General features: G+C 51.7%; 19 protein-coding genes. 8 read left to right on the top strand and 11 right to left on the bottom strand.

What is annotated here, in order from left to right; translation table 11 throughout:
• Position 1: 1 nt before the first annotated feature.
• From galE to prmC, 4 genes are all read right to left on the bottom strand, one after another.
• Entirely contained in the window at positions 2-1,033 is a 1,032-nt protein-coding gene (gene galE / locus J3P34_RS17820) for a UDP-glucose 4-epimerase GalE (protein WP_210489960.1), read from the bottom strand.
• Between the two features lie 9 nt (positions 1,034-1,042).
• Positions 1,043-2,332 carry a nucleotide sugar dehydrogenase gene (locus J3P34_RS17815; RefSeq protein WP_210489959.1) on the bottom strand — a complete coding sequence of 430 codons (1,290 nt, stop codon included), beginning with the start codon at positions 2,330-2,332 and terminating at the stop codon, positions 1,043-1,045.
• A 2-nt stretch (positions 2,333-2,334) separates the two neighbouring features.
• Positions 2,335-2,934: an acyltransferase gene (locus J3P34_RS17810; RefSeq protein WP_210489958.1), complete on the bottom strand. Its 600-nt coding sequence runs from the start codon at positions 2,932-2,934 to the stop codon at positions 2,335-2,337.
• A 142-nt stretch (positions 2,935-3,076) separates the two neighbouring features.
• Complete coding sequence (gene prmC / locus J3P34_RS17805; RefSeq protein WP_210489957.1) at positions 3,077-3,934, bottom strand: peptide chain release factor N(5)-glutamine methyltransferase; 858 nt, start codon at positions 3,932-3,934, stop codon at positions 3,077-3,079.
• Positions 3,935-4,013: 79 nt separating this feature from the next.
• Between prmC and ribD the strand changes: the two genes are divergently transcribed.
• The gene (gene ribD / locus J3P34_RS17800) at positions 4,014-5,051 is read left to right on the top strand and encodes a bifunctional diaminohydroxyphosphoribosylaminopyrimidine deaminase/5-amino-6-(5-phosphoribosylamino)uracil reductase RibD (protein ID WP_210489956.1); all 1,038 of its coding nucleotides are present in this window, start codon (positions 4,014-4,016) and stop codon (positions 5,049-5,051) included.
• Between the two features lie 192 nt (positions 5,052-5,243).
• Positions 5,244-5,726, top strand: coding sequence for a GAF domain-containing protein (locus J3P34_RS17795; RefSeq protein WP_210489955.1), 483 nt, complete (start codon positions 5,244-5,246; stop codon positions 5,724-5,726).
• A 160-nt stretch (positions 5,727-5,886) separates the two neighbouring features.
• Here J3P34_RS17795 and J3P34_RS17790 read toward each other — a convergent pair whose 3' ends face one another.
• The 4 genes from J3P34_RS17790 to J3P34_RS17775 all read right to left on the bottom strand — a co-directional run bounded on the left by J3P34_RS17790 (position 5,887) and on the right by J3P34_RS17775 (position 9,936).
• A complete protein-coding gene (locus J3P34_RS17790; RefSeq protein WP_210462879.1) occupies positions 5,887-6,573 on the bottom strand; it encodes a phosphatidylserine decarboxylase family protein in 687 nt (228 codons plus the stop codon).
• A gap of 113 nt (positions 6,574-6,686) precedes the next feature.
• Complete coding sequence (locus tag J3P34_RS17785) at positions 6,687-7,961, bottom strand: Glu/Leu/Phe/Val family dehydrogenase (protein WP_210464048.1); 1,275 nt, start codon at positions 7,959-7,961, stop codon at positions 6,687-6,689.
• Positions 7,962-8,081: 120 nt separating this feature from the next.
• Positions 8,082-8,912 (bottom strand): phosphatidate cytidylyltransferase, encoded by an 831-nt coding sequence (locus J3P34_RS17780; RefSeq protein ID WP_210489954.1) that lies wholly within the window; start codon positions 8,910-8,912, stop codon positions 8,082-8,084.
• Positions 8,913-8,991: 79 nt separating this feature from the next.
• A complete protein-coding gene (locus J3P34_RS17775; protein ID WP_210489953.1) occupies positions 8,992-9,936 on the bottom strand; it encodes a CPBP family intramembrane glutamic endopeptidase in 945 nt (314 codons plus the stop codon).
• A gap of 56 nt (positions 9,937-9,992) precedes the next feature.
• Here J3P34_RS17775 and dusB point away from each other — a divergent pair, with 56 nt between their 5' ends.
• Positions 9,993-10,991: a tRNA dihydrouridine synthase DusB gene (gene dusB / locus J3P34_RS17770; RefSeq protein ID WP_210489952.1), complete on the top strand. Its 999-nt coding sequence runs from the start codon at positions 9,993-9,995 to the stop codon at positions 10,989-10,991.
• Between the two features lie 456 nt (positions 10,992-11,447).
• The gene (locus tag J3P34_RS17765; RefSeq protein WP_345890376.1) at positions 11,448-12,362 is read left to right on the top strand and encodes a DMT family transporter; all 915 of its coding nucleotides are present in this window, start codon (positions 11,448-11,450) and stop codon (positions 12,360-12,362) included.
• A 15-nt stretch (positions 12,363-12,377) separates the two neighbouring features.
• On the opposite strand, the gene J3P34_RS17760 is transcribed toward J3P34_RS17765, so the two are convergent.
• Together J3P34_RS17760 and J3P34_RS17755 are read right to left on the bottom strand one after the other, a co-directional pair.
• A complete protein-coding gene (locus J3P34_RS17760; protein ID WP_210489951.1) occupies positions 12,378-12,800 on the bottom strand; it encodes a hypothetical protein in 423 nt (140 codons plus the stop codon).
• A gap of 148 nt (positions 12,801-12,948) precedes the next feature.
• Positions 12,949-14,649, bottom strand: coding sequence for an amino acid permease (locus tag J3P34_RS17755; RefSeq protein WP_210489950.1), 1,701 nt, complete (start codon positions 14,647-14,649; stop codon positions 12,949-12,951).
• A 137-nt stretch (positions 14,650-14,786) separates the two neighbouring features.
• Here J3P34_RS17755 and J3P34_RS17750 point away from each other — a divergent pair, with 137 nt between their 5' ends.
• From J3P34_RS17750 to J3P34_RS17740, 3 genes are read left to right on the top strand one after another with little or no spacing between them, the layout of a single operon-like run.
• The gene (locus tag J3P34_RS17750; RefSeq protein ID WP_210489948.1) at positions 14,787-15,521 is read left to right on the top strand and encodes a carboxypeptidase-like regulatory domain-containing protein; all 735 of its coding nucleotides are present in this window, start codon (positions 14,787-14,789) and stop codon (positions 15,519-15,521) included.
• 48 nt (positions 15,522-15,569) lie between these two features.
• Positions 15,570-16,325, top strand: coding sequence for a carboxypeptidase-like regulatory domain-containing protein (locus tag J3P34_RS17745; protein ID WP_210489947.1), 756 nt, complete (start codon positions 15,570-15,572; stop codon positions 16,323-16,325).
• A gap of 49 nt (positions 16,326-16,374) precedes the next feature.
• Entirely contained in the window at positions 16,375-17,121 is a 747-nt protein-coding gene (locus J3P34_RS17740; RefSeq protein WP_210489946.1) for a hypothetical protein, read from the top strand.
• 42 nt (positions 17,122-17,163) lie between these two features.
• Here J3P34_RS17740 and J3P34_RS17735 read toward each other — a convergent pair whose 3' ends face one another.
• The gene (locus J3P34_RS17735; RefSeq protein WP_210489945.1) at positions 17,164-18,351 is read right to left on the bottom strand and encodes a sensor histidine kinase; all 1,188 of its coding nucleotides are present in this window, start codon (positions 18,349-18,351) and stop codon (positions 17,164-17,166) included.
• A gap of 181 nt (positions 18,352-18,532) precedes the next feature.
• Between J3P34_RS17735 and hemA the strand changes: the two genes are divergently transcribed.
• Complete coding sequence (gene hemA, locus J3P34_RS17730) at positions 18,533-19,807, top strand: glutamyl-tRNA reductase (RefSeq protein WP_210462857.1); 1,275 nt, start codon at positions 18,533-18,535, stop codon at positions 19,805-19,807.
• Positions 19,808-19,958: the final 151 nt, after the last annotated feature.

Below are 19,958 nucleotides of genomic sequence, written 5' to 3'. Positions count from 1 at the left end.
CTTACTTAGAGGTTACCTTCATCAATTGTTGCTGCCAGGCCCAGGAACTGCCCAAGCTATCTTCCAGTGATAATGACGTTTTAAAGCCGAGTTCTTGGGTGGCTTTGGTCACATCGGCGTAGATGGCAGGAACGTCACCGGCGCGGCGCGGACCAATTTTGTAGTTGAATTTCTGGCCGGTGGCTTTTTCAAAAGCTTTGATTACTTCCAGTACGCTGCTACCTTGCCCGGTCCCGATATTGAAGACTTCGTATGGTACGGCGTCTGGTTTCTCCAAGCGTTTGATGGCGGCTACGTGTGCTTTGGCCAAATCCACTACGTGGACGTAATCACGGATATTGCTTCCGTCAGGCGTATCGTAGTCGGTCCCGAACACGGTTAGACTCTCCCGGATTCCGGCGGCTGTTTGAGTGATGAAAGGCACTAGGTTGCTTGGGATACCCAGTGGCAACTCCCCAATCAGGGCTGATTCATGTGCGCCTACCGGATTGAAGTACCGAAGGGCAATGGACTTCACAGCATAGCTTCCGCTGTTGGCCACATCCTGCAGGATTTCCTCGTCAATCTTCTTGGTATTGCCGTAAGGCGAGTTGGCTTTCTGCGTAGGGGTTTGCTCTGTTACCGGTAGCTTCTCGGGAATACCGTAGACCGTGCAGGAAGAAGAGAAGACCAACTGAGTTACCTTATTGGCTTCCATCACCTGCAGCAAGGTTATCAATCCGGCCACGTTGTTGTGGTAGTACTTCAAAGGCTCTTTCACCGACTCTCCTACCGCCTTATAAGCCGCGAAGTGGATTACGCCGGTAATATCGCCTTCTTTTGAGAAAACTTCCTGTAACGCAACGGCATCGGTGCAATCTACTTTATAGCAGGGTACTTCCTTTCCCAGAATCTGGGTAAGACCCTCCAGCACTCGTTCCTCAGAATTGCTGAAATTATCAACGATGATGGGTGTATAACCAGCCTGCGCCAGTTCTACCACGGTGTGGGAGCCAATGTAGCCTGCTCCGCCGGTAACAAGAATTTTACTCATAAGAATAGATTATAAGCTCCAGTAAGGCAATGTATTGATTTTTCCGCGATAAATCCCTTTTAGGTCGATGACAATAGGACTATCAGCGGAGATGCTTTGGAAATAGTTTTCGTCCAGCTCCAGATAATCTTTATGGTTTACGGCCACAACCACCGCATCATAGTCATTGCTTGGGTTAGCCGTTAAGGCGAAACCATACTCATGCTCCAGTTCATCCGAAGAGGCATACGGATCCACCACGTCTACCTGCACCCCGAAGCTCTTCAGTTCGTTGATCACATCGGCCACCTTTGAGTTACGGATATCCTCTACGTTCTCTTTGAAGGTAGCACCCATTACTAACACTTTGGCTTTAGAGATGGCTTTCCCTTCCTTGATCATCATTTTGATGGCTTTGCTGGCTACATAAGCACCCATGCCGTCGTTGATGGTACGGCCGCTCAGGATGATTTTGGAATCGTAGCCCAGCGCTTTGGCTTTGTAGGTTAGATAGTAAGGATCCACCCCGATGCAGTGGCCACCTACCAGACCCGGGAAGAATTTCAGGAAGTTCCACTTGGTGCCGGAGGCCTCCAACACTTCGTAGGTATTGATGTTCATCCGGTCAAAGATGATGGACAGCTCATTCATCAAGGCGATGTTCACGTCGCGTTGAGTGTTCTCGATGATTTTGGCAGCCTCAGCCACTTTGATGGAAGAGGCACGGTGCACCCCAGCCTGAATCACCAGCTCATAAACTTTTGCAATGATGTCCAGCGACTCTGCGTCACAACCGGATACCACTTTCACAATCTTGGTAAGCGTGTGCTCTTTGTCGCCTGGGTTAATGCGCTCAGGGGAGTAACCTACTTTGAAATCAGCAGGGAATTTCAGACCAGACTCACGCTCCAGGATTGGAATACAGTCTTCTTCGGTGCAGCCTGGGTAAACGGTAGACTCATACACCACATAATCGCCTTCTTTCAAAACCTTACCTACCGTGGTGGAGGCACCTAGGAGAGGCTTCAAATCTGGCAAAGCGTGGTTATCAATAGGGGTGGGCACGGCTACAATGAAAAACCGGGCTTCTCTTAAAACTTCCAGGTCATTGGTGAAGGTGATATCACATCCTTCAAACGCAGATGCCTCCAGCTCACCGCTTGGATCCACGTTGTTTTTCATCAACTCTACCCGCTTGGCATTGATGTCAAACCCGATAACACTGATTTTTTTGGCGAACTCCAGGGCAATGGGAAGTCCTACATATCCTAATCCGATGACAGCCAGTTTGGCTTCTTTGTTGAGGAGTTGCTGGTACACAGTTAATCTATTTGAATGGACGATTTAGTTACTTGATTATTGTCTAATTTATATTTCTCGCCCGTTTCCGGGCAAATAGCTTCATTCATGTCATCAAAGGCCAGCTTGTGCCCAGCCTCACTGACCCAACCGTGCTGCTTAGAGGGGTTTCCGTAGACCAGGGCATAAGGTGGCACATCTTTAGTCACCACGGCTCCGGCACCAATTAGGGCGTAAGCCCCAATGGTATGGCCGCACACCACAGTGGCGTTGGCCCCGATGCTGGCACCCTTCTGTACCAGGGTCTTCTGGTACTCTCCCCGCCGGTTAATGGCGCTTCTGGGGTTGAGAACGTTGGTAAACACCATGGAAGGGCCTAAGAAGACATCGTCCTCGCACACCACCCCAGTGTAAACCGATACGTTATTTTGGATTTTGACATTCTCCCCCAAGACGACGCCGGGGGAAATAACCACGTTCTGCCCAATATTGCAGCGCTTCCCAATGACACAATCAGACATGATGTGTGAGAAATGCCAGATCTTGGTCCCCTCCCCAATGGTACAGCCTTCGTCAATGACAGCGGTTTCATGGGCGGTGTACGTGGAAGCAGGTTGGTTCATGGTACTGGAGCTTGTTCAAAGAGCCGGACTCTTTACGGATAACCGTCTTATTTGGATATCATTTTTTTGCAGCCGCAAAGGTAGGGGTTTTTATAATAATTCCCGGTAACGTGGTTGTATTCATCACGCTTTCAGTAGAAAATCATTCCCAGACTGCTTCAGATACCCGGTCTTTTCCCCGCAGATCCTTATAAACTTTGATTTCCTGATAGCCCATTTCTTTCAGCATTTCTAGTGTCTCTTCGGCGAAGCGCTCATTTATTTCAAAGTAGAGTTTGCCCCCCTTCTTCAGCAGTTGCTGCGCCACCATCGCAATGCGTCGGTAAAAAAGCAAGGGATCTTCATTGGGAACAAACAGCGCCAGGTGCGGCTCAAACCCCAGCACGTTCTGCCGCATTTGGCCTTTCTCTTCCTCCAGCACGTACGGCGGGTTACTGATCACGGCATCTAGACTTTCCGGCTCCATAGCTGGAATCTCCTGAAGGATATCGTGCCGGAGCCAGGCTACTTGCGGAGCCATTTTTTGGCCGTTTGCCTTTGCGACTGCCAATGCCTCTGCAGAGATATCCAGTCCCCAGACACGGGCATTTGGCAATTCAGCCGCGAGCGTAATAGGAATGCAGCCGCTACCGGTGCCTATATCCAGTAGCTTTATGTCCGGACGATGCTGATAGGTTCTGATGACGCGCTGCACCAATTCTTCTGTCTCGGGGCGGGGAATGAGGACGGCCGGTGTGACCGCAAACTCACGACCATAGAAGGAGGCTTCGCCCAAGACATATTGCAGAGGCTCATGTTCCAACAGCCGCTCCAGGTAGCCCTGCACCTGATTTTGCAGTTCATCAGAAGCCTCCTCTTTCCGCCGGCGCAACAGCTCAAACCTCCCTACCCTTAATGCATGTTGCAGGGTCCACTCGGCTATGGTGCGGGCCTCCGGGGCTTCATAGAGCGTTTCCAGTTGGTGAGCCAGGTGCTCTAAAATAGCTTCAAGGGTCTGCATAAAGGTCAGTTTTAGGCAATTTCTGAAAAAACACCCGATATTCGGGCATGGATCACCAAAGGGCGCGTAAATACAGGTAATGCATACAGAGGAAAAATACATGCGGCGGGCGCTGGATCTGGCAGCCGTAGGCAGTGGCTACGCACGCCCTAATCCCATTGTGGGTTGCGTGGTAGTTCACAAACACAAGATCATAGGCGAGGGCTGGCATCAGCAGTACGGCGGCTCCCATGCCGAGGTCAACGCCATCAACAGTGTGCAGGACAAAAGCCTGCTCCCCCACAGCCGTGTGTACGTCACGCTGGAGCCTTGCTCCCATTACGGCAAGACCCCACCCTGCGCTGACTTCCTCCTGGAGCATGGCGTGCGCGATGTCATAATCTGCAACACAGACCCCAACCCGCTGGTGGCGGGCAGGGGGATCAAGAAACTACTGGATGCCGGCTGCAAAGTCCATATCGGGGTACTGGAACAGGAAGGACTGGAGTTGAACCGGCGGTTCTTCACCTTCCAGACCAAAAAGCGCCCTTACTTGGTCCTGAAGTGGGCCGAGTCATCGGACGGGTTCATTGCCTTGCCTGATTACCAGGCGACCCAAATCTCCGGCCCTATGGCAAAGCAACTGGTGCATAAGTGGCGCACCGAAGAACAAGCCATCATGGTGGGCACCCGCACGGCAATCCACGACAACCCACAGTTGAATACCCGGCACTGGCCCGGCCAAGCCCCCTTGAGAATCGCCATCGACAAACAATTACAGATTCCCGAAACGCACCACCTGCTGGATGACAGCCAGCCCACGGTTATTTACACCTTACAAGAGAAGGCGAGCGGCGCCCAAACAGAATTCGTTCCCCTGCCCACTAATGGCGTTTTCTTAGACCTGATGCTAGCCGATTTATACCAGCGAAACGTGCAATCCATTTTGGTGGAAGGGGGCACCGTATTACTGGAGGCGCTGCTGCAGAATAATCTATGGGATGAGATCAGGGTTTTCAGAAGCCCGAAGAAACTGGCGCACGGCATCAAGGCACCACAGTTGCCGAATCTTCAGTTTGCCTCCCGGAGAATGGTGAGAGACGATGAACTGACGATCTACCGAAATTATCACTCCTAGCAACAGCCTCTTTTTGTCTTGTTTCGCCAAAAACAGTCCCAAAACTGAAAGTTCCTCCAGCACCCTTTCCCGCAGCATACCGGCAGCATTTGCGTCAGGAAACCCCTAAGGTTACCTTTGCCGTTCAAGAAAACGTTGTGCTTTACAAATCATTAGCACATCAGCACATTTACCAATTAGCACCTTACCCACATGGCCGAAGACTTATTCATTGATACCACGCTCTCCAAAGAAGAGAAATACAAAACCCTGCTTCCGCAGATCGAAGCCTTGGTAGCCCCGGAAACTGACCTGATCGCCAACCTTTCCAACGTGATGGCGGCTCTGAAAGAGACTTTCAACTTTTTCTGGGTGGGCGCTTACCTGGTGAAAGAAAACCAACTGGTGCTTGGGCCATTCCAGGGACCGGTGGCGTGCACCCGCATTCCGTTCCACAAAGGCGTGTGCGGCGCCTGCTACACCCGCCGCGAAACCATCCTGGTGCCGGACGTAGAGGCTTTCCCCGGCCACATCGCCTGCAGCAGCGCTTCCAAAGCCGAGATCGTAGTACCCGTAATCAAAAATGGCGAGGTGAAGATGGTGCTGGACGTAGACAGTGACCGCCTGGATGACTTCGATGAGGTGGACCAGAAATACCTGGAGCAACTGATGAAGCTGGCTGAGAACTGGTTCTAAGGTCTTATAAGATAGCGCGTATCAGGTAGTACGCCATTTCAGGCCCGATTTCTAAGAAACACCTGTAAAACGAAGAAGCCTCATCTTTCCCAGATGAGGCTTCTTCGTTTTATCAGAAATTAAAAAGTCTTGTTACTTAATACCTGCTACGTGACACCGACTATCCGAAGAAAGAACCGGAAGCGCTGGTTTTCAGCTGCGCGATGACGGTCTGACCACCTTTGGTTTTCTGGCCCAGTTCTACTTTCACCTCGGTGTCTACCGGCACGAAGATGTCTACGCGGGAACCGAACTTGATGAAACCGAACTCTTCGCCCTGGTTTACCTCATCGCCCTCGGTCACGTACCACACAATGCGGCGGGCCATGGCGCCGGCAATCTGGCGGAACAATACCTCAGGGCCGGCCAGCGATTCTACCACTACTGTGGTGCGCTCGTTCTTGGTGCTGGACTTTGGGTGCCAGGCCACCAGGTAATGCCCAGGGTGATATTTGAAGTATTTCACGATGCCAGACACTGGGTTACGTGTGATGTGCACGTTAATAGGCGACATAAAGATGGAGATCTGCTTGCGCACATCGTTGAAATACTCAGGTTCCTCCACGTTCTCAATCACCACCACTTTACCATCGGCGGGTGCCACCACCAGGTCCTCGTGCAGGAGCAGGTTGCGGTAAGGGCTGCGGAAGAACTGCAGAATGAGCAGGAAAACGATAAAGGAAACGCCAGAGAAGATCCTGTTAAAAGTTAAGTGCTCGCTGTTGAAGTAGTAAAGCGCCATGTTCACGACCAACATCCCTAATAGGGTAAAAAACAGAATCTTTCGTCCTTCTTTATGAATTTTCATTAGATACTCTTTGGCTGATTAAGCAAAAATATAAAAAAAACCGCCCCCTGTCTAGAAAAAAGACAGGAGGCGGCAAGATTATATACTTCCAGACGTTGCCGGAAAGCTTCTACTTAGAAGCCTCCGCGGAATTTATACGTCTGCGCTACTTTGTCAATGGCCACAATATAGGCGGCAATCCGCATGGGTACGCCGTATTTCTGGGAGGTGGCGTACACCTTGTTGAAGGCCTCAGTCATGATCCGGTCAGAGCGCTCGGTCACCATGTCCAGGCTCCATTTGTAGCCCAAACGGTTCTGCACCCACTCAAAGTAAGACACGGTCACCCCACCGGAATTGGCCAGGATATCCGGCACTACCATAATACCTTTCTCGTTGATGATCTTGTCAGCGTTGGCCGAAGTTGGTCCGTTAGCACCCTCCACAATCAGTTTGGCCTGGATCTGGTCAGCGTTACGGGCGGTGATCACGTCTTCCACGGCGGCAGGCACCAGCAGATCCACGGCAGAGGTCAACAGTTCATCGTTGCTGATGGGTTCTGCTCCGGCGTAGCCTTCCAGACGGCCGTTGTGCGCGTTCTTGTAGGCAATGGCTTCCTCTATATTGATGCCGTTCTCGTTCCAGTAGGCGCCGCTCACGTCACTCACGCCCAAGATTTTCACGCCGCGCTCAGCCAGCAGTTTGGCTGCCCAGGAACCCACGTTCCCGAAGCCCTGCACCGCAGCGGTAGACTGCGTTGGGTCCATGCCCAACACTTCCATCGCGGCCATCGCCGATACCATCACCCCGCGTCCAGTAGCTTCCACGCGACCCAAAGAACCGCCCAATACCAGCGGTTTACCCGTCACCACCGAGTTCACGGTCATGCCTTTGGTTTTGGAGTACTCGTCCATGAGCCAAGCCATCTCGCGCGGGCCGGTACCCATGTCCGGGGCCGGGATATCCTGGTCTGGACCGAAGGTGTCAATCAAAGCCACGGTGTATGCGCGGGTCAAACGCTCAATCTCACCAGCAGACATGGTAGTAGGGTCACACACGATCCCGCCTTTGGCACCGCCGTACGGAATATCCACCACGGCACATTTCCAGGTCATCCAGGCAGCCAGGGCTTTCACCTCATCCAGGAAAACGCCTTTGTCATAGCGGATACCACCTTTAGACGGACCTAATATATTAGAGTGCACCACCCTGAATCCCTCAAACACCCGCACGCTGCCATCGTCCATGGTAACAGGAAGATTCACAATCACTTGCCGGGTAGGGGATTTCAGAACTTCATACGTCTCATCATCCAGACCCAACACTTCCGCCGCAATGTTGAAGCGGGACATCATAGACTCAAAGGGATTCTCTTTGTCTTTTATAGGAGCTGGTTCTTTATAAGCCATCTTGCTGTTGTATGCTGCCATAAATTATAAATTTTGCAATTCAGGGGAATTTATTGGCGGCAAAATTATCAATTTTATAACACTAAACTAAAATAAGCGCCTTTTATAAATAAGGAAATTTTACCGCACAAGTTCCAGGAAAGCCACCAGGAACGGAATTACCAGTATTAGGCTGTCAAACCGATCCAGAATGCCGCCGTGACCGGGAATAAGGGTGCCGGAGTCTTTCACGTTCAGGCTTCTCTTCAGCATAGACTCCACCAGGTCACCCAGCGCCCCGAACACAGACACCAGGACGGCCACGCCCAGCCAATGCTCCAGTTCCAGGTCCTGGTAGTAAAGCGACAATATCCATGCCACGCCAAGCGACAAAAGCACGCCGCCTACCCAGCCCTCCCAGGTTTTGCCGGGCGAAATACGCGGAAATAATTTATTTTTCCCAAGGGTTCTGCCCGCCGCGTAGGCCCCCGTGTCTGAGGCCCAGATGAGAAACATGACGCCCAGAATAATCTGCCAGCTGTATCTGTCTGGCAGGAAAGCAAGTACGTGCAAGAGCGTAAACGGAGCGGCAATGTAAAAAACCCCTACCAACGTGAGGGCCACATTGGTGAAAGGCTGCTCTTTTTTGCGGTACAGCTCGGCTACCAGCGCCAGCAGCATCACCGGGGGCAAAAGAAAAAGCCAGTCGCTGCCCACATCGCCACGCTCCACAAGAAAGCCCAGCACGTACAGCCCAAGACCCAGAATGGTCCCAATCACTCTGTTGGGCTGGAACCCCTTATCAGAAAGTAGGCGGTAAAACTCCAGCAGGCCCAGCACCGTGAGCGCCAGGAACAGCCCGAAGAACGTCCACTCATGAAAGTAAATGGCGCCAATAAAGACTGCCCCGCCAATCACGCCGGCCAGGAGGCGCAGCTGCAGATTGTTCAATTGTTTTTTCTCTGTTTCCATTTAAAAGGATTGGTAATACGGCATAAGGCAGCAAAAGGCTGACTTGGGGCTGTTTTAAGGCTGATTTCAGGAAAAGGGCTTAGAAACGGGCTTCCTCCTCTACGGGTGCCGGCAAGCGCCGGAAAGAGGTGTACAAACCGTACAATAGAATGGCGGTGAGACCCAGGGAAATCAAGGACAATGGCCAGGAATTAGGCTCCGTTGACTCCACGTTCATGGTTACGGCCTGCCGCTGGGCCAGAAACATCATGAGCACCATGAAGCCGTTGTTCATGAAGTGCCCGATGATAGGCACCCAGATATTCCCAGACCACCAGTACAGATACCCGAAGATCAGCCCCAGCATAATGCGCGGCACCACGCCGTAGAACTGCAAGTGAATGATCCCGAAGACAATGGCAGACACCCAGATGGCCAGGTGCGGGTTGCGCCACCAGCGCTGCAACTCCTGCTGCACAATGCCCCTGAAGGCCAGCTCCTCGCCAATGGCGGGCAGCACCGCAAACACCACCATGCCCAGAATCAGCTGCGGAATAGTATTTATTTTGGTCAGTTCCAGGGTCAGTTCCCGCAGGGCTTCTTCCTTGGCTTTGGCCCAGCGCTCAAAGCCCTCCAGAAAAGCCGGAAAATCTACGGTTGCATTCCAGTGCACCACCCAGGAAGAAGCCGGCAGAATCACCAGCAACAGCACGGCACTCCCTAAAAGCAGGTAAAACGGCACCACCGCCCTAGGCGAAAGGAAAGCGCCGGGCCTATGGGCGTTCACCCGCAGGAAAGCGAGCGAGGCTACTGTGAATCCCACAAAGTGCACCATGCCCTGGAACAGCACCAACGCGCTGCGGCTCTCCGGGTAGGCAGAAGGCTTACCCAGCATCTCGGCGGTCTGCACCACCCCGTAGCCCCAGATCATTTTCACCAGCACCACCGCCAGGAAATTCCCGATGAACAGCCCCGCCACCACGAACACGATAAACAACAAAAGTGACTTTAACGGATGCAGGGTAGGCGAGATGAAACCTTTCATATAGGCGGTGTGGTTTTAATGAGGTAAATTTACGCGAAATATTTAAACTCATTCACGTGGTAAAAATCGGTCAGATAGAGCTACCAGACTTCCCGCTGCTGCTGGCGCCTATGGAAGACGTCAGCGATCCACCCTTCCGGGCAGTGTGCAAGGCCAATGGCGCCGACTTAATGTATACGGAGTTCATCTCCTCAGAGGGCCTTATCCGCGACGCGGCCAAGAGCCGCCAGAAACTGGACATCTTTGACTACGAGCAACCCATCGGGATCCAGATCTTCGGTTCCGATATTGATTCCATGCGCGAATCGGCGGTGATCTCGGCGCAGGTGGGCCCGGATCTGATAGACATCAACTACGGCTGCCCGGTGAAGAACGTGGCCTGCAAAGGCGCCGGCGCGGCCCTGCTGCGTGATATCCCTAAAATGGTGGCCATGACCTCAGCCATTGTGAAAGCGGTAGAGCCTTTCGGGTTGCCGGTGACGGTGAAAACCCGCCTGGGCTGGGACGACTCCACCAAGAACGTGGAGGAAGTAGCCGAGCGCTTGCAGGACATCGGGATCAAAGCCTTGACGGTGCACGGCCGCACCCGCGTGCAGATGTACAAAGGCGAGGCCGACTGGACCCTCATCCGGAAGATCAAAGAGAACGCCCGCATCCAGATCCCCATCTTCGGGAACGGCGATATTGACACGCCGGAAAAAGCCGTGGAGTACAAAAACACCTACGGGGTGGATGGCATCATGATTGGCCGCGCCTCAATCGGGTACCCCTGGATTTTCAGGGAAATCAAGCATTACCGGGAGACCGGCGAATTGTTAGCCCCGCCTACCATCCAGGAGCGCATTGACATGTGCAAAATGCACTTTGACAAGAGCCTGGAGTGGAAAGGCCCGCGCCTAGGCATCTTTGAGATGCGCCGTCACTACGCCAACTACTTCAGAGGCTTGCCTAACGTGAAAGGTTACCGCACGCGCCTGGTGCAGACCGAAGACCCGCAGGAAATCTATGCTATCCTGGACGAGATTGCCAATTCCATGGAGTACGCTGAGGCGTAAAGCTTTTAGATTATAATAAGAAGCGTTTCAGGGCTGATTTACGAGAATCGGCGCTGAAACGCTTTTTTGTTTGCAGAGGCATCAGTCTTCGGCACAGACGCTCGCAGGACCTCCGGACGCTGCGAGGTCTTTTGAGCAAACGCTATTCTGCGGGTGAAACAGCGAAAAGGTTGTTGGAAATTGGCACGTACAACTTTGGCGAACGCCTTTTCACCACCCCATCCTACAAGCAATTCTCCTGAATCAGGAGGGGAGTTTCTGGCTGCCAGCGCTATACCGTCTACTCAGAAGACCTCGCAGCGTCCGGAGGTCCTGCGAGCGTCTGCGCCAATACCTTTTCAAGTCTGTTTTCCCAAAACCAGGGCTAAAACAGATTCAGCCCTGCTATCCTTCACTCAACCTCTTATTAGTTTAGAAGCATCCCTTATCTTTGCACTTCATTTTCAAGCTATTTCCGTGTCTACTGAAGTCTCTTCTCCCACTCTTGCCAAACCTGCCTCTTCTACCCCCGCGCTGGCGTGGATCATCCTGACCGGATTGGCTCTTATCTGGGGCACCTCGTTTATTTTGATCAAGAAGGGCCTAGAGGTTTTCTCCTCTGATGAACTGGGCGCCATCCGGATCACGATTGCGATGCTGGCCTTACTGCCTTTCGCGCTGAAGGGGTTGAAAGCACCTAAACCCGGCCAGTGGAAGTTCCTGCTGCTAAGCGGCCTCATAGGCAACCTGATTCCGGCTTTTCTTTTTGCCTATGCTGAGACGAAACTGGCCAGCGGCCTGGCAGGCGTGCTGAATTCTTTAACGGCGCTGTTCACGCTTATTATAGGAGCCATTTTCTTCCGGCAGAAGATCACGCTGCTGCGGGTGCTGGGGATTCTGATCGGGATCATTGGAACGGCGGTGCTTATTTTCTCGGGCAACGCCCAGGAAACCTCGTCCAATTCTTTCTATGGCTTGTATGTGGTGCTGGCCACTGTGCTGTACGGCGGAAGCCTGAACATCATAAAACACTGCCTTGCCGGTATTAAGCCTTTGACCATGGCTAGCCTGGCTTTGCTTACAGTGGGGCCGTTGGCCTTTGCGTATCTCTGCACCACCCCGGCGCTGGAAAAACTGGCCACGCAGCCTCAAGCCTGGGAAGCTTTGGGCTATATCACGCTGTTGGCCGTATTCAGTACCGCTATTGGGTTGGTGTTCTACAACAAGCTCATCCACATGACCAACACGCTTTTCGCGAGCACCTCCACGTACCTCATGCCTATTGTGGCCTTGATCTGGGGCGTAGCCGATGGGGAGACCATTCACCTGATGCACTACGTGGGCATGGCCATTATTTTGGGTGGGGTATTGCTCGTGAACCGGGCTAAATAGAGGAAGAAGAGATAACTACCGGTCGGCGCGGCTTTTCAGGAGCCAGGCTACAGCATCCTGCTCAGACAGGAAAATACCCATCTTGGTTAGGTCGCTGTACTGTTCCAGGAACTCAAGCCCAACCGTTTCCTTAATATAATTGAAGTGCGTGGGAGTAACTAGGTTGGCGCAGTAGCTTTGATGGTTGCATTCTTCTTCCATGGAGGGAAAGAAATTCTGAAGCAACCAAGCCTCGTCATCGGCAGACACCTGGCCCCGGCTTCGCAGGTCAAACATGTAATAGGCTGTCTTCACCTCTTTGGCCATATCAAGCGCCTGCAGATATCCCTGCCGCAACTGCACAGAATCGGGACTCCTATACCACCGCAGGAACAGGATATCCAAATCCCTTCGGTAAGTCAGGTGCAGATTACTTTCAATGATCTCTCTCTCAACCACAGCCTCAGCTTTTCCTTTTAATATGCAGACACGCCTCTGCCTGCCTAAACTATAGGAAAGATACCACCTAATAGGGAGGAAAGAAAAAAATTTGCAACCTTTTAGCAACAATAGCGTAGTTGCCGCACTACAAGCAAATTTGTACGCGCTACACTACTTGCCGGCGCACCGCCAGTTTACTGTGTTTGTAGCTGTACCCGAAGTAGATAGCTAAACCAATCAGCAGCCAGACGGTGAAAAGCAGCCAGTTGTTCACGCCCAGTTGGGTCATGAGGTAGAGGTTGGTCAAAAGCCCCAGCACCGGCAGCAAAGACAGGTTCCGTCTGAAAGAAACCCAGGCCATGAGCACGCAGGAAATCAGGAACACCAGCATAGGAATCTGGTGGCGGAACTCTTCATAGCCACCGCTCCAGGCCACCGCCCCCCAGAACTCATCAATGGCTGTTCGGTTATACATTAATACCAGCACGCCAATCACTCCCAGGATGAGGGGCACCAGGAATTTGCCGTTGAGGTAAGGCACCTTGAAACGGGCCTCGGAAGTACCGTGGGGGTCAATCATGAGAATACCGCCACACACCAGGGCAAAGGCAAAGAGTGTTCCAATGCTGGTCAGGTCAATCACCAGGTCCATGTTCAGGAGCAGGGCCGGTACGCCCACAAAGAGACCGGTCACTATGGTGGAGAAAGACGGCGTCCTGAAACGCGGGTGAACTTTTGAGAACAAAGGAGGCAACAATCCGTCACGGGACATGGTCATCCAGATACGCGGCTGCCCGATCTGGAACACCAGCAGCACCGAGGCCATGGCGAAGATGGCGCTCACCGCCACCACACCGGCCAACCAGTCAACCCCTACTTTGGTGAAGACATACGCCAACGGATCGCCCACGGCCAGTTCTTTATAGGATACCATTCCGGTAAGCACCAGTGTGATGATCACGTACAGAATAGTACAGATAATGAGTGCATAAATCATAGCGCGGGGCAAATCGCGCTGCGGATTTTTACATTCTTCGGCGGTGGTACTAATGGCGTCAAACCCGATATAGGCAAAAAACACCGCTGATACGCCTTTGAGCACGCCACCTATGCCGTTAGGAGCAAACGGGCTCCAGTTGGCAGGGGTAACGTAGAAGATCCCCACGGCAATCACCACCAGTACTACCGCCATTTTCAGTAATACCAGCAGGTTAGAGGCGTTTTTAGACTCTTTTATCCCAACATACACCAAAGTAGTGATCACGGCATTGATTATAAACGCCGGCAAATCTACCACCAGTTTTCCGCCCAGGAAATTAGGGGCTGCCAGCCAGGTATTGTACGCCTCCAGCTGCACCGGATCTGCCGCAGAAAGCGGTTGCCCGGCCTGCAGCAGCGCCACCACTTCGTAGTAACCTTTATGGGCACTTTGGGTTCCCATGGTAAGCCAGGCCGGAATATCAAGTCCAACCCCGCTCATCAGCCCAGTAAAATAATCGCTCCAGGAGATGGCCACCACAATGTTCCCCACCGTGTATTCCATGATCAGGGCCCAGCCGATGATCCAGGCTGCCAACTCCCCGAAGGAAGTGTAAGCGTAAGTGTATGCCGAGCCGCTCACCGGAATGGTAGCCGCAAACTGCGCATAGCACAACGCCGAGAACGCACACGCAATGGCCGTAAAGACAAACAGCAGAGACACCGCCGGACCGCCCTCGTAACTCGCATTCCCGATGGTACTGAAAATACCGGCCCCAATAATGGCGGCGATCCCCAGGGAAGTCAAGTCCCTTACAGTAAGGTTACGCTCCAGGCCTTCCTCCACAGCCCCTGGGTGGGTGGCTACATCGGCAGGCGGGGTATGCAAAACAGCGGTTAAACTCTTGCGGCGAAAAAGACTTTTTAAATTCACTTGGTCTGTTGGGTGTAAAAATTCAGGGGAAAAGTTAAGCAAAATATTCTGAAAGCGGCGAAACCACGCTATATTTAGACAAACCGCCACCCATGCCCACCCAGCGCCTCACCGTCTCTGTGCCCCAACCCTGCCATCAGGATTGGCAGTCCATGACGCCTCTGTTTCAGGGCCGATTTTGCCAAAACTGCGCCACAACAGTGGTGGATTTCACGGCAATGTCTGATGCGGAAATAGTGAAATGGCTCTCTCAGCAGAAAGGTCGGACTTGCGGAAGGTTTAGGCCAGATCAACTAGGGAAAGAGCTGGTAGCTTCTGGTAACAGAAAGCGCTGGACTTGGCGAGCCATGGTTTTAGGTCTTTCAGCGTGGTTAAGCACGAAGACCGTGGAGGCACATACGCCATCCTTTGCCTTCCCATCTTCCATTAGAGACGTTACGCCACAAGAAGACATCTATCAGAAAACTTTTGCCGCAGATAGTTTAGTTGTACTCAAAGGGAGAGTGCTGGATGCAAAAGACCATACCCCTATACCAGGAACAATGGTGCACCTCAAAGGCACTTCAGAGGCCGCCCCTACAGATGCAAACGGATACTTTTCACTAGGTCTTCCACCGGCCATAGAACCCAAAGAACAAACGGTTATTTTCTCCTTCATCGGCTATAAAACCCAGGAGAGAAAAGTGTCAGAATTACTTAAGCGAGACATACTAATCATTTCAATGGCAACCGATGACCATTGGATAGGGGAAGTTGCCGTAGCGGATTATGGCAAATGGTATTCTCCACGTCGCTTATACTTCAGGGTTAGAAATCTCTTCCGCTGATAGCCTGTTTTTGCCCCACTTTTCAGAAACCAGCTCAAAAAAGAAGCCATGCCTACTCGCCAACTCACCGTCACCATACCACAGCCTTGCCACGAGGATTGGGCCTCTATGACACCCCAGAATAAAGGCCATTTCTGCCAAAACTGCCAGAAAACGGTAGTGGATTTCACCATGATGTCTGATGCGGAGATGGTAGATTTGTTAGGGAAAGAAAATACTTGTGGGCGTTTCAGGTCAAACCAATTAGGAAGAGAGTTAACAGCTCTTCCCGTACCCTCAAGAAAGTGGGCTTGGCGACCAGCCTTGCTGGGCCTATTTGCTTGGTTCAGTTCCAAGACGGCAGAAGCACAGACATCAAATGCATCAATTCCTGCACAGGACCGTGCGCAGGCCTTACCTTCTATAATCCGCGATTCCGCCGTAACCCCTTCTTCTGTTTACAGAGGCATAATTGTAGATTCTATCAGCCTGGAGCCCATACCTGGTGTCACTGTGCAAGTCGCGGGAACTTCTATAGCAAAACCTACCGGCGTTCACGGAGAATTTGAAATTATGTTTCCGGAGGGGACAGCCACAGAAAAGCTATCGCTCGTCGTCTCTTTTATTGGCTACATGACAGAAACTATTCCTCTGAAAGAATTAAACTCCAATGTTTCCAATGAAATCAGATTGCGGCTAGATCGCGCTTCCTTAATAGAAGTTGTAGTGGTGGCGGGGAATGTACAACTAGTGAGAAACCCACCGGTTCAGCAAAATAAGCCGCAGCTTAACTTCTTCCAGCGACTAAAAGAAAAGCTCTTTTAGTTTTTATTTCTAGCCTCTATTCCGGAAATCAGCCTCAAAACAGGAACTCATGTTCAGAGACAAAATCAGCCTCACCATTCCAGAACCTTGCCATGAAAGCTGGAATAAAATGACACCAAATGAGAAAGGCAGATTCTGTCAAAACTGCCAGAAAACGGTAGTAGATTTCACGATGATGTCTGATGTGGAGGTGGTAGATTGGCTGACAAAACAATCTGGGAATGGCTGCGGAAGATTCCGCGATGATCAACTCAACCGGGAATTTAGACCCAAGGCTAGCTCCAGAAAGAAATGGACTTTACCTGCTTTGGTCTTGGGTTTAGCAACATGGCTAACTGCTCGCCCAGCTGCCGCCCAGCAAATCCAACAACGCAGCACAGAAATAGAACTCTTACCAACACCCAAGACTCTACTTTCTCCCACTGCTCCTGCGCAGGACAGCACCGCTGTAGGCGGAAATGTTCTAGCAGGTAAATCAGCAGTCATAATCATTCGGCTGAATGACTCCGTGGAAACAAAGGCAGATGGTTTAGGTAATTTTCGTCTACCGTTTTCTAGAGCAATACCGCTAGAGAATCAATGGTTAGTGATTTCAGCTATTGGGTACCAAACTCACCGGTTCCGCCTTTCAGAATCGGAAAATCTTCAAGCAGTTAGGATTGCGCTGCTACAAGACAAACCAACCCATAATTCATTTCAGGGAGTATTGGGAGGTATTTCAGTGAGCGGGCTTCCAGTAAAAGACACTAGCTTTCCCAAAAACGTGCTCTACCGAATAGAAGACTTTTTTCGCTAATCCGTTTAGCACCTCTTTTCCAGAAAACGCCTCCAAAACACCCTACCTATTCAACACTACTCTAAACGTAGTACCCTTCCCTACTTCAGAGGATTTCACGAACAGCCGGCCTTGGTGGTAATTCTCAATAATCCGCTTGGCCAACGCCAGACCTAAGCCCCAGCCGCGTTTCTTAGTGGTATAACCGGGCACGAACACTTCTTCCTGCTTCGTCTTAGGGATGCCTTTGCCGGTATCCTGGATGTCCAGCGCGATGGCGTCTTTCACGTTGGCTTTCACCAGGCGAAGCGTAATGCTGCCCTTGCCTTCCATGGCGTCCACCGCGTTCTTGCAGATATTCTCTATCACCCACTCAAAAAGCGGAATGTTCACTTTGGCCGTGGTCTCCGGCGGAAACTCAGATTCTATAGAGAAAGCCACTTTGTTAGAGACGCGGTTGCGCAGGTACCCAATGGCGTTTTCCAGCACCCGTTGCAGCGGCTCGTCCTTGAGCACCGGCACCGACCCAATGTTGGAGAACCGCTCAGTGATGATTTCCAGGCGGCGCACGTCTTTACCTAGTTCTTCAATAATAGGCTCGTTCTCAAACCGGGGGCTTCCTTTAAGGTACTCGTACCAGGCCATCAAAGAAGAGAGCGGCGTGCCCAACTGGTGAGCAGTTTCCTTCGCCAGCCCCACCCACACGCGGTTCTGCTCCGCTTTGCGCGAGTAACTGAAGGCGTAATAGGCAATCACAGAAAGACACGCGATGACAGTGAGCTGCACGTACGGGTAATAGCGTAACTGCGTGAGCAACTCAGAATCCTTGTAGAAAATGTAGTTCTTGAACTCCTGCTGGTAAGACACCACAATGGGCTTATGCTGCGCCTTCATCTTGGCTATTTCGCGCTGCAAAAGCCTTTTTTTGCGGTTTTCTGAAATTTTTTCGGGAATATCAAGGTTCTTATAGGCGATAACGTTCTCTTTCTCGTCGGTTTGGATAACGGGTACGGAGCGGTTCGCGTCAATGATCTCCTCCTGGATGAACACCAGGTTGTCTGAGTCAATCTCGGCGTTGATCATGTAGCGCAGACCTTTGGCGTACAAATCAATGAGTTGCTGTTCCCGCTCAGAAAGCTTGGCTACCAACAGGTTAGTGTAGATGACGGTGGCCGCGCCAATAATCAGTGCAATGGCAATGATGAGCAGCTTTAACCTGGATTTCCTGGAATAAATGGAGGTCGGGATCATGTACAAAGGCAACGCTAGAGGAAATACGCCCGTCTAGGGATTGGGTTCTCTCTTAACGAAGATAGTAGCCCGAGCGTCTGTTATCAGCAATTTGTAATGAGTATAAATAAAAGAAAGATACAAAAGTAATTCATTATTAAAAGTATGTGCTGTAATTTTGCATGCTATTTCAAACTGCCGTATGCTTCACAACTTTAGAGCCGTCAGTCTTTCTTATAAAAAAGCTCCCTTAGACATAAGAGAGCTTATCGCCTTGGATGAGGGGTCGTGCCGACAGTTCCTGCAAACGCTCAAAAATTTCATTCAGGCAACTGACATATTAGTTCTTTCCACGTGCAACCGCACCGAGGTTTATTACACCTCTGATGATGACTACAGCCACGAGATCGTGAAGCTGCTGGGCATCAGCAAAGGCATTTCCAATATTTCCCAATACCTGGATTATTTTACCATCGTGAACGAGCATGCAGATGCCGTTCAGCACCTGTTCAACGTGGCCATGGGCCTGGACGCGCAGGTGGTGGGTGACATGCAGATCTCTAACCAGGTAAAACAAGCTTACCAGTGGAGTGTAGACAACGAGGCCGCCGGACCATTCCTGCACCGCCTGCTGCACACCATTTTCTTCACCAACAAGCGCGTAGTACAGGAGACCTCGTTTAGAGACGGCGCTGCCTCTACATCTTACGCTGCCCTTGAGTTAGTAGAAAGCCTTACCGCCGATATCGCCAACCCTAAAGTTTTGGTAGTTGGTTTAGGCGAGATTGGCGCCGATGTGTGCCGCCACCTCTCTGATTCAGACTTCCAGAACGTGAAGATCTCTAACCGCACCAAAGCCAAGGCCGAGATTCTGGCCGAAGAGTGCGGCCTGGAAGTGGTTCCGTTCGAGAACCTGGTGGAAGCCATGAAAGAGGCCGATGTCATCATCTCCTCCGTAGCCCGTGATGAGCCATTCTTCACCAAGGAAATGGTGAGCCGCCTGAACGTGCTTACCTACAAGTTCTTCATTGACCTGAGCGTGCCCCGCAGCGTTGAGCCGCAGATAGAGCAGATTCCGGGTGTGCTGGTGTACAACATTGACACCATCCAGAACAAAGCCTCTGAAGCCCTGCAACGCCGCCTGGATGCCGTGCCGCAGGTAAAGCAGATCATCAAAGAATCCATTGCCGGTTTTGAGGACTGGAGCAAGGAGATGAACGTGTCGCCAACCATCCAGAAGCTGAAGAACGCGCTGGAGACCATCCGCCAGGAAGAGATGGCGCGGTACATGAAGAAACTCTCTCCGCAGGAAGCCAAGCACATGGATGACGTAACTAAGTCCATGATGCAGAAGATCATCAAGCTGCCGGTACTGCAACTCAAAGCCGCCTGCAAACGCGGCGAGGCCGAAACCCTCATTGACGTGCTCACCGACCTCTTCGACCTGGAGAAACAATCCGCCGAGAGCCACTCCTAACTAGAATTTCATTATTGACCATACCAATCGGGACGTTCCTCCAAAGAGCGCCCCGATTTTCTTTTTGCGGATACCCTGAACGATGTTTCTGTTGCAGGCCATTGTAGGGGCAGTCCCTTGTGGTTGCCCGCATGCCGGAGCAAAAGCGAAA

The organism is Rufibacter aurantiacus, assembly GCF_017916345.1.
Lineage (GTDB): Bacteria > Bacteroidota > Bacteroidia > Cytophagales > Hymenobacteraceae > Nibribacter > Nibribacter roseolus.
This window is presented reverse-complemented; position numbering and strand designations above follow the sequence as displayed.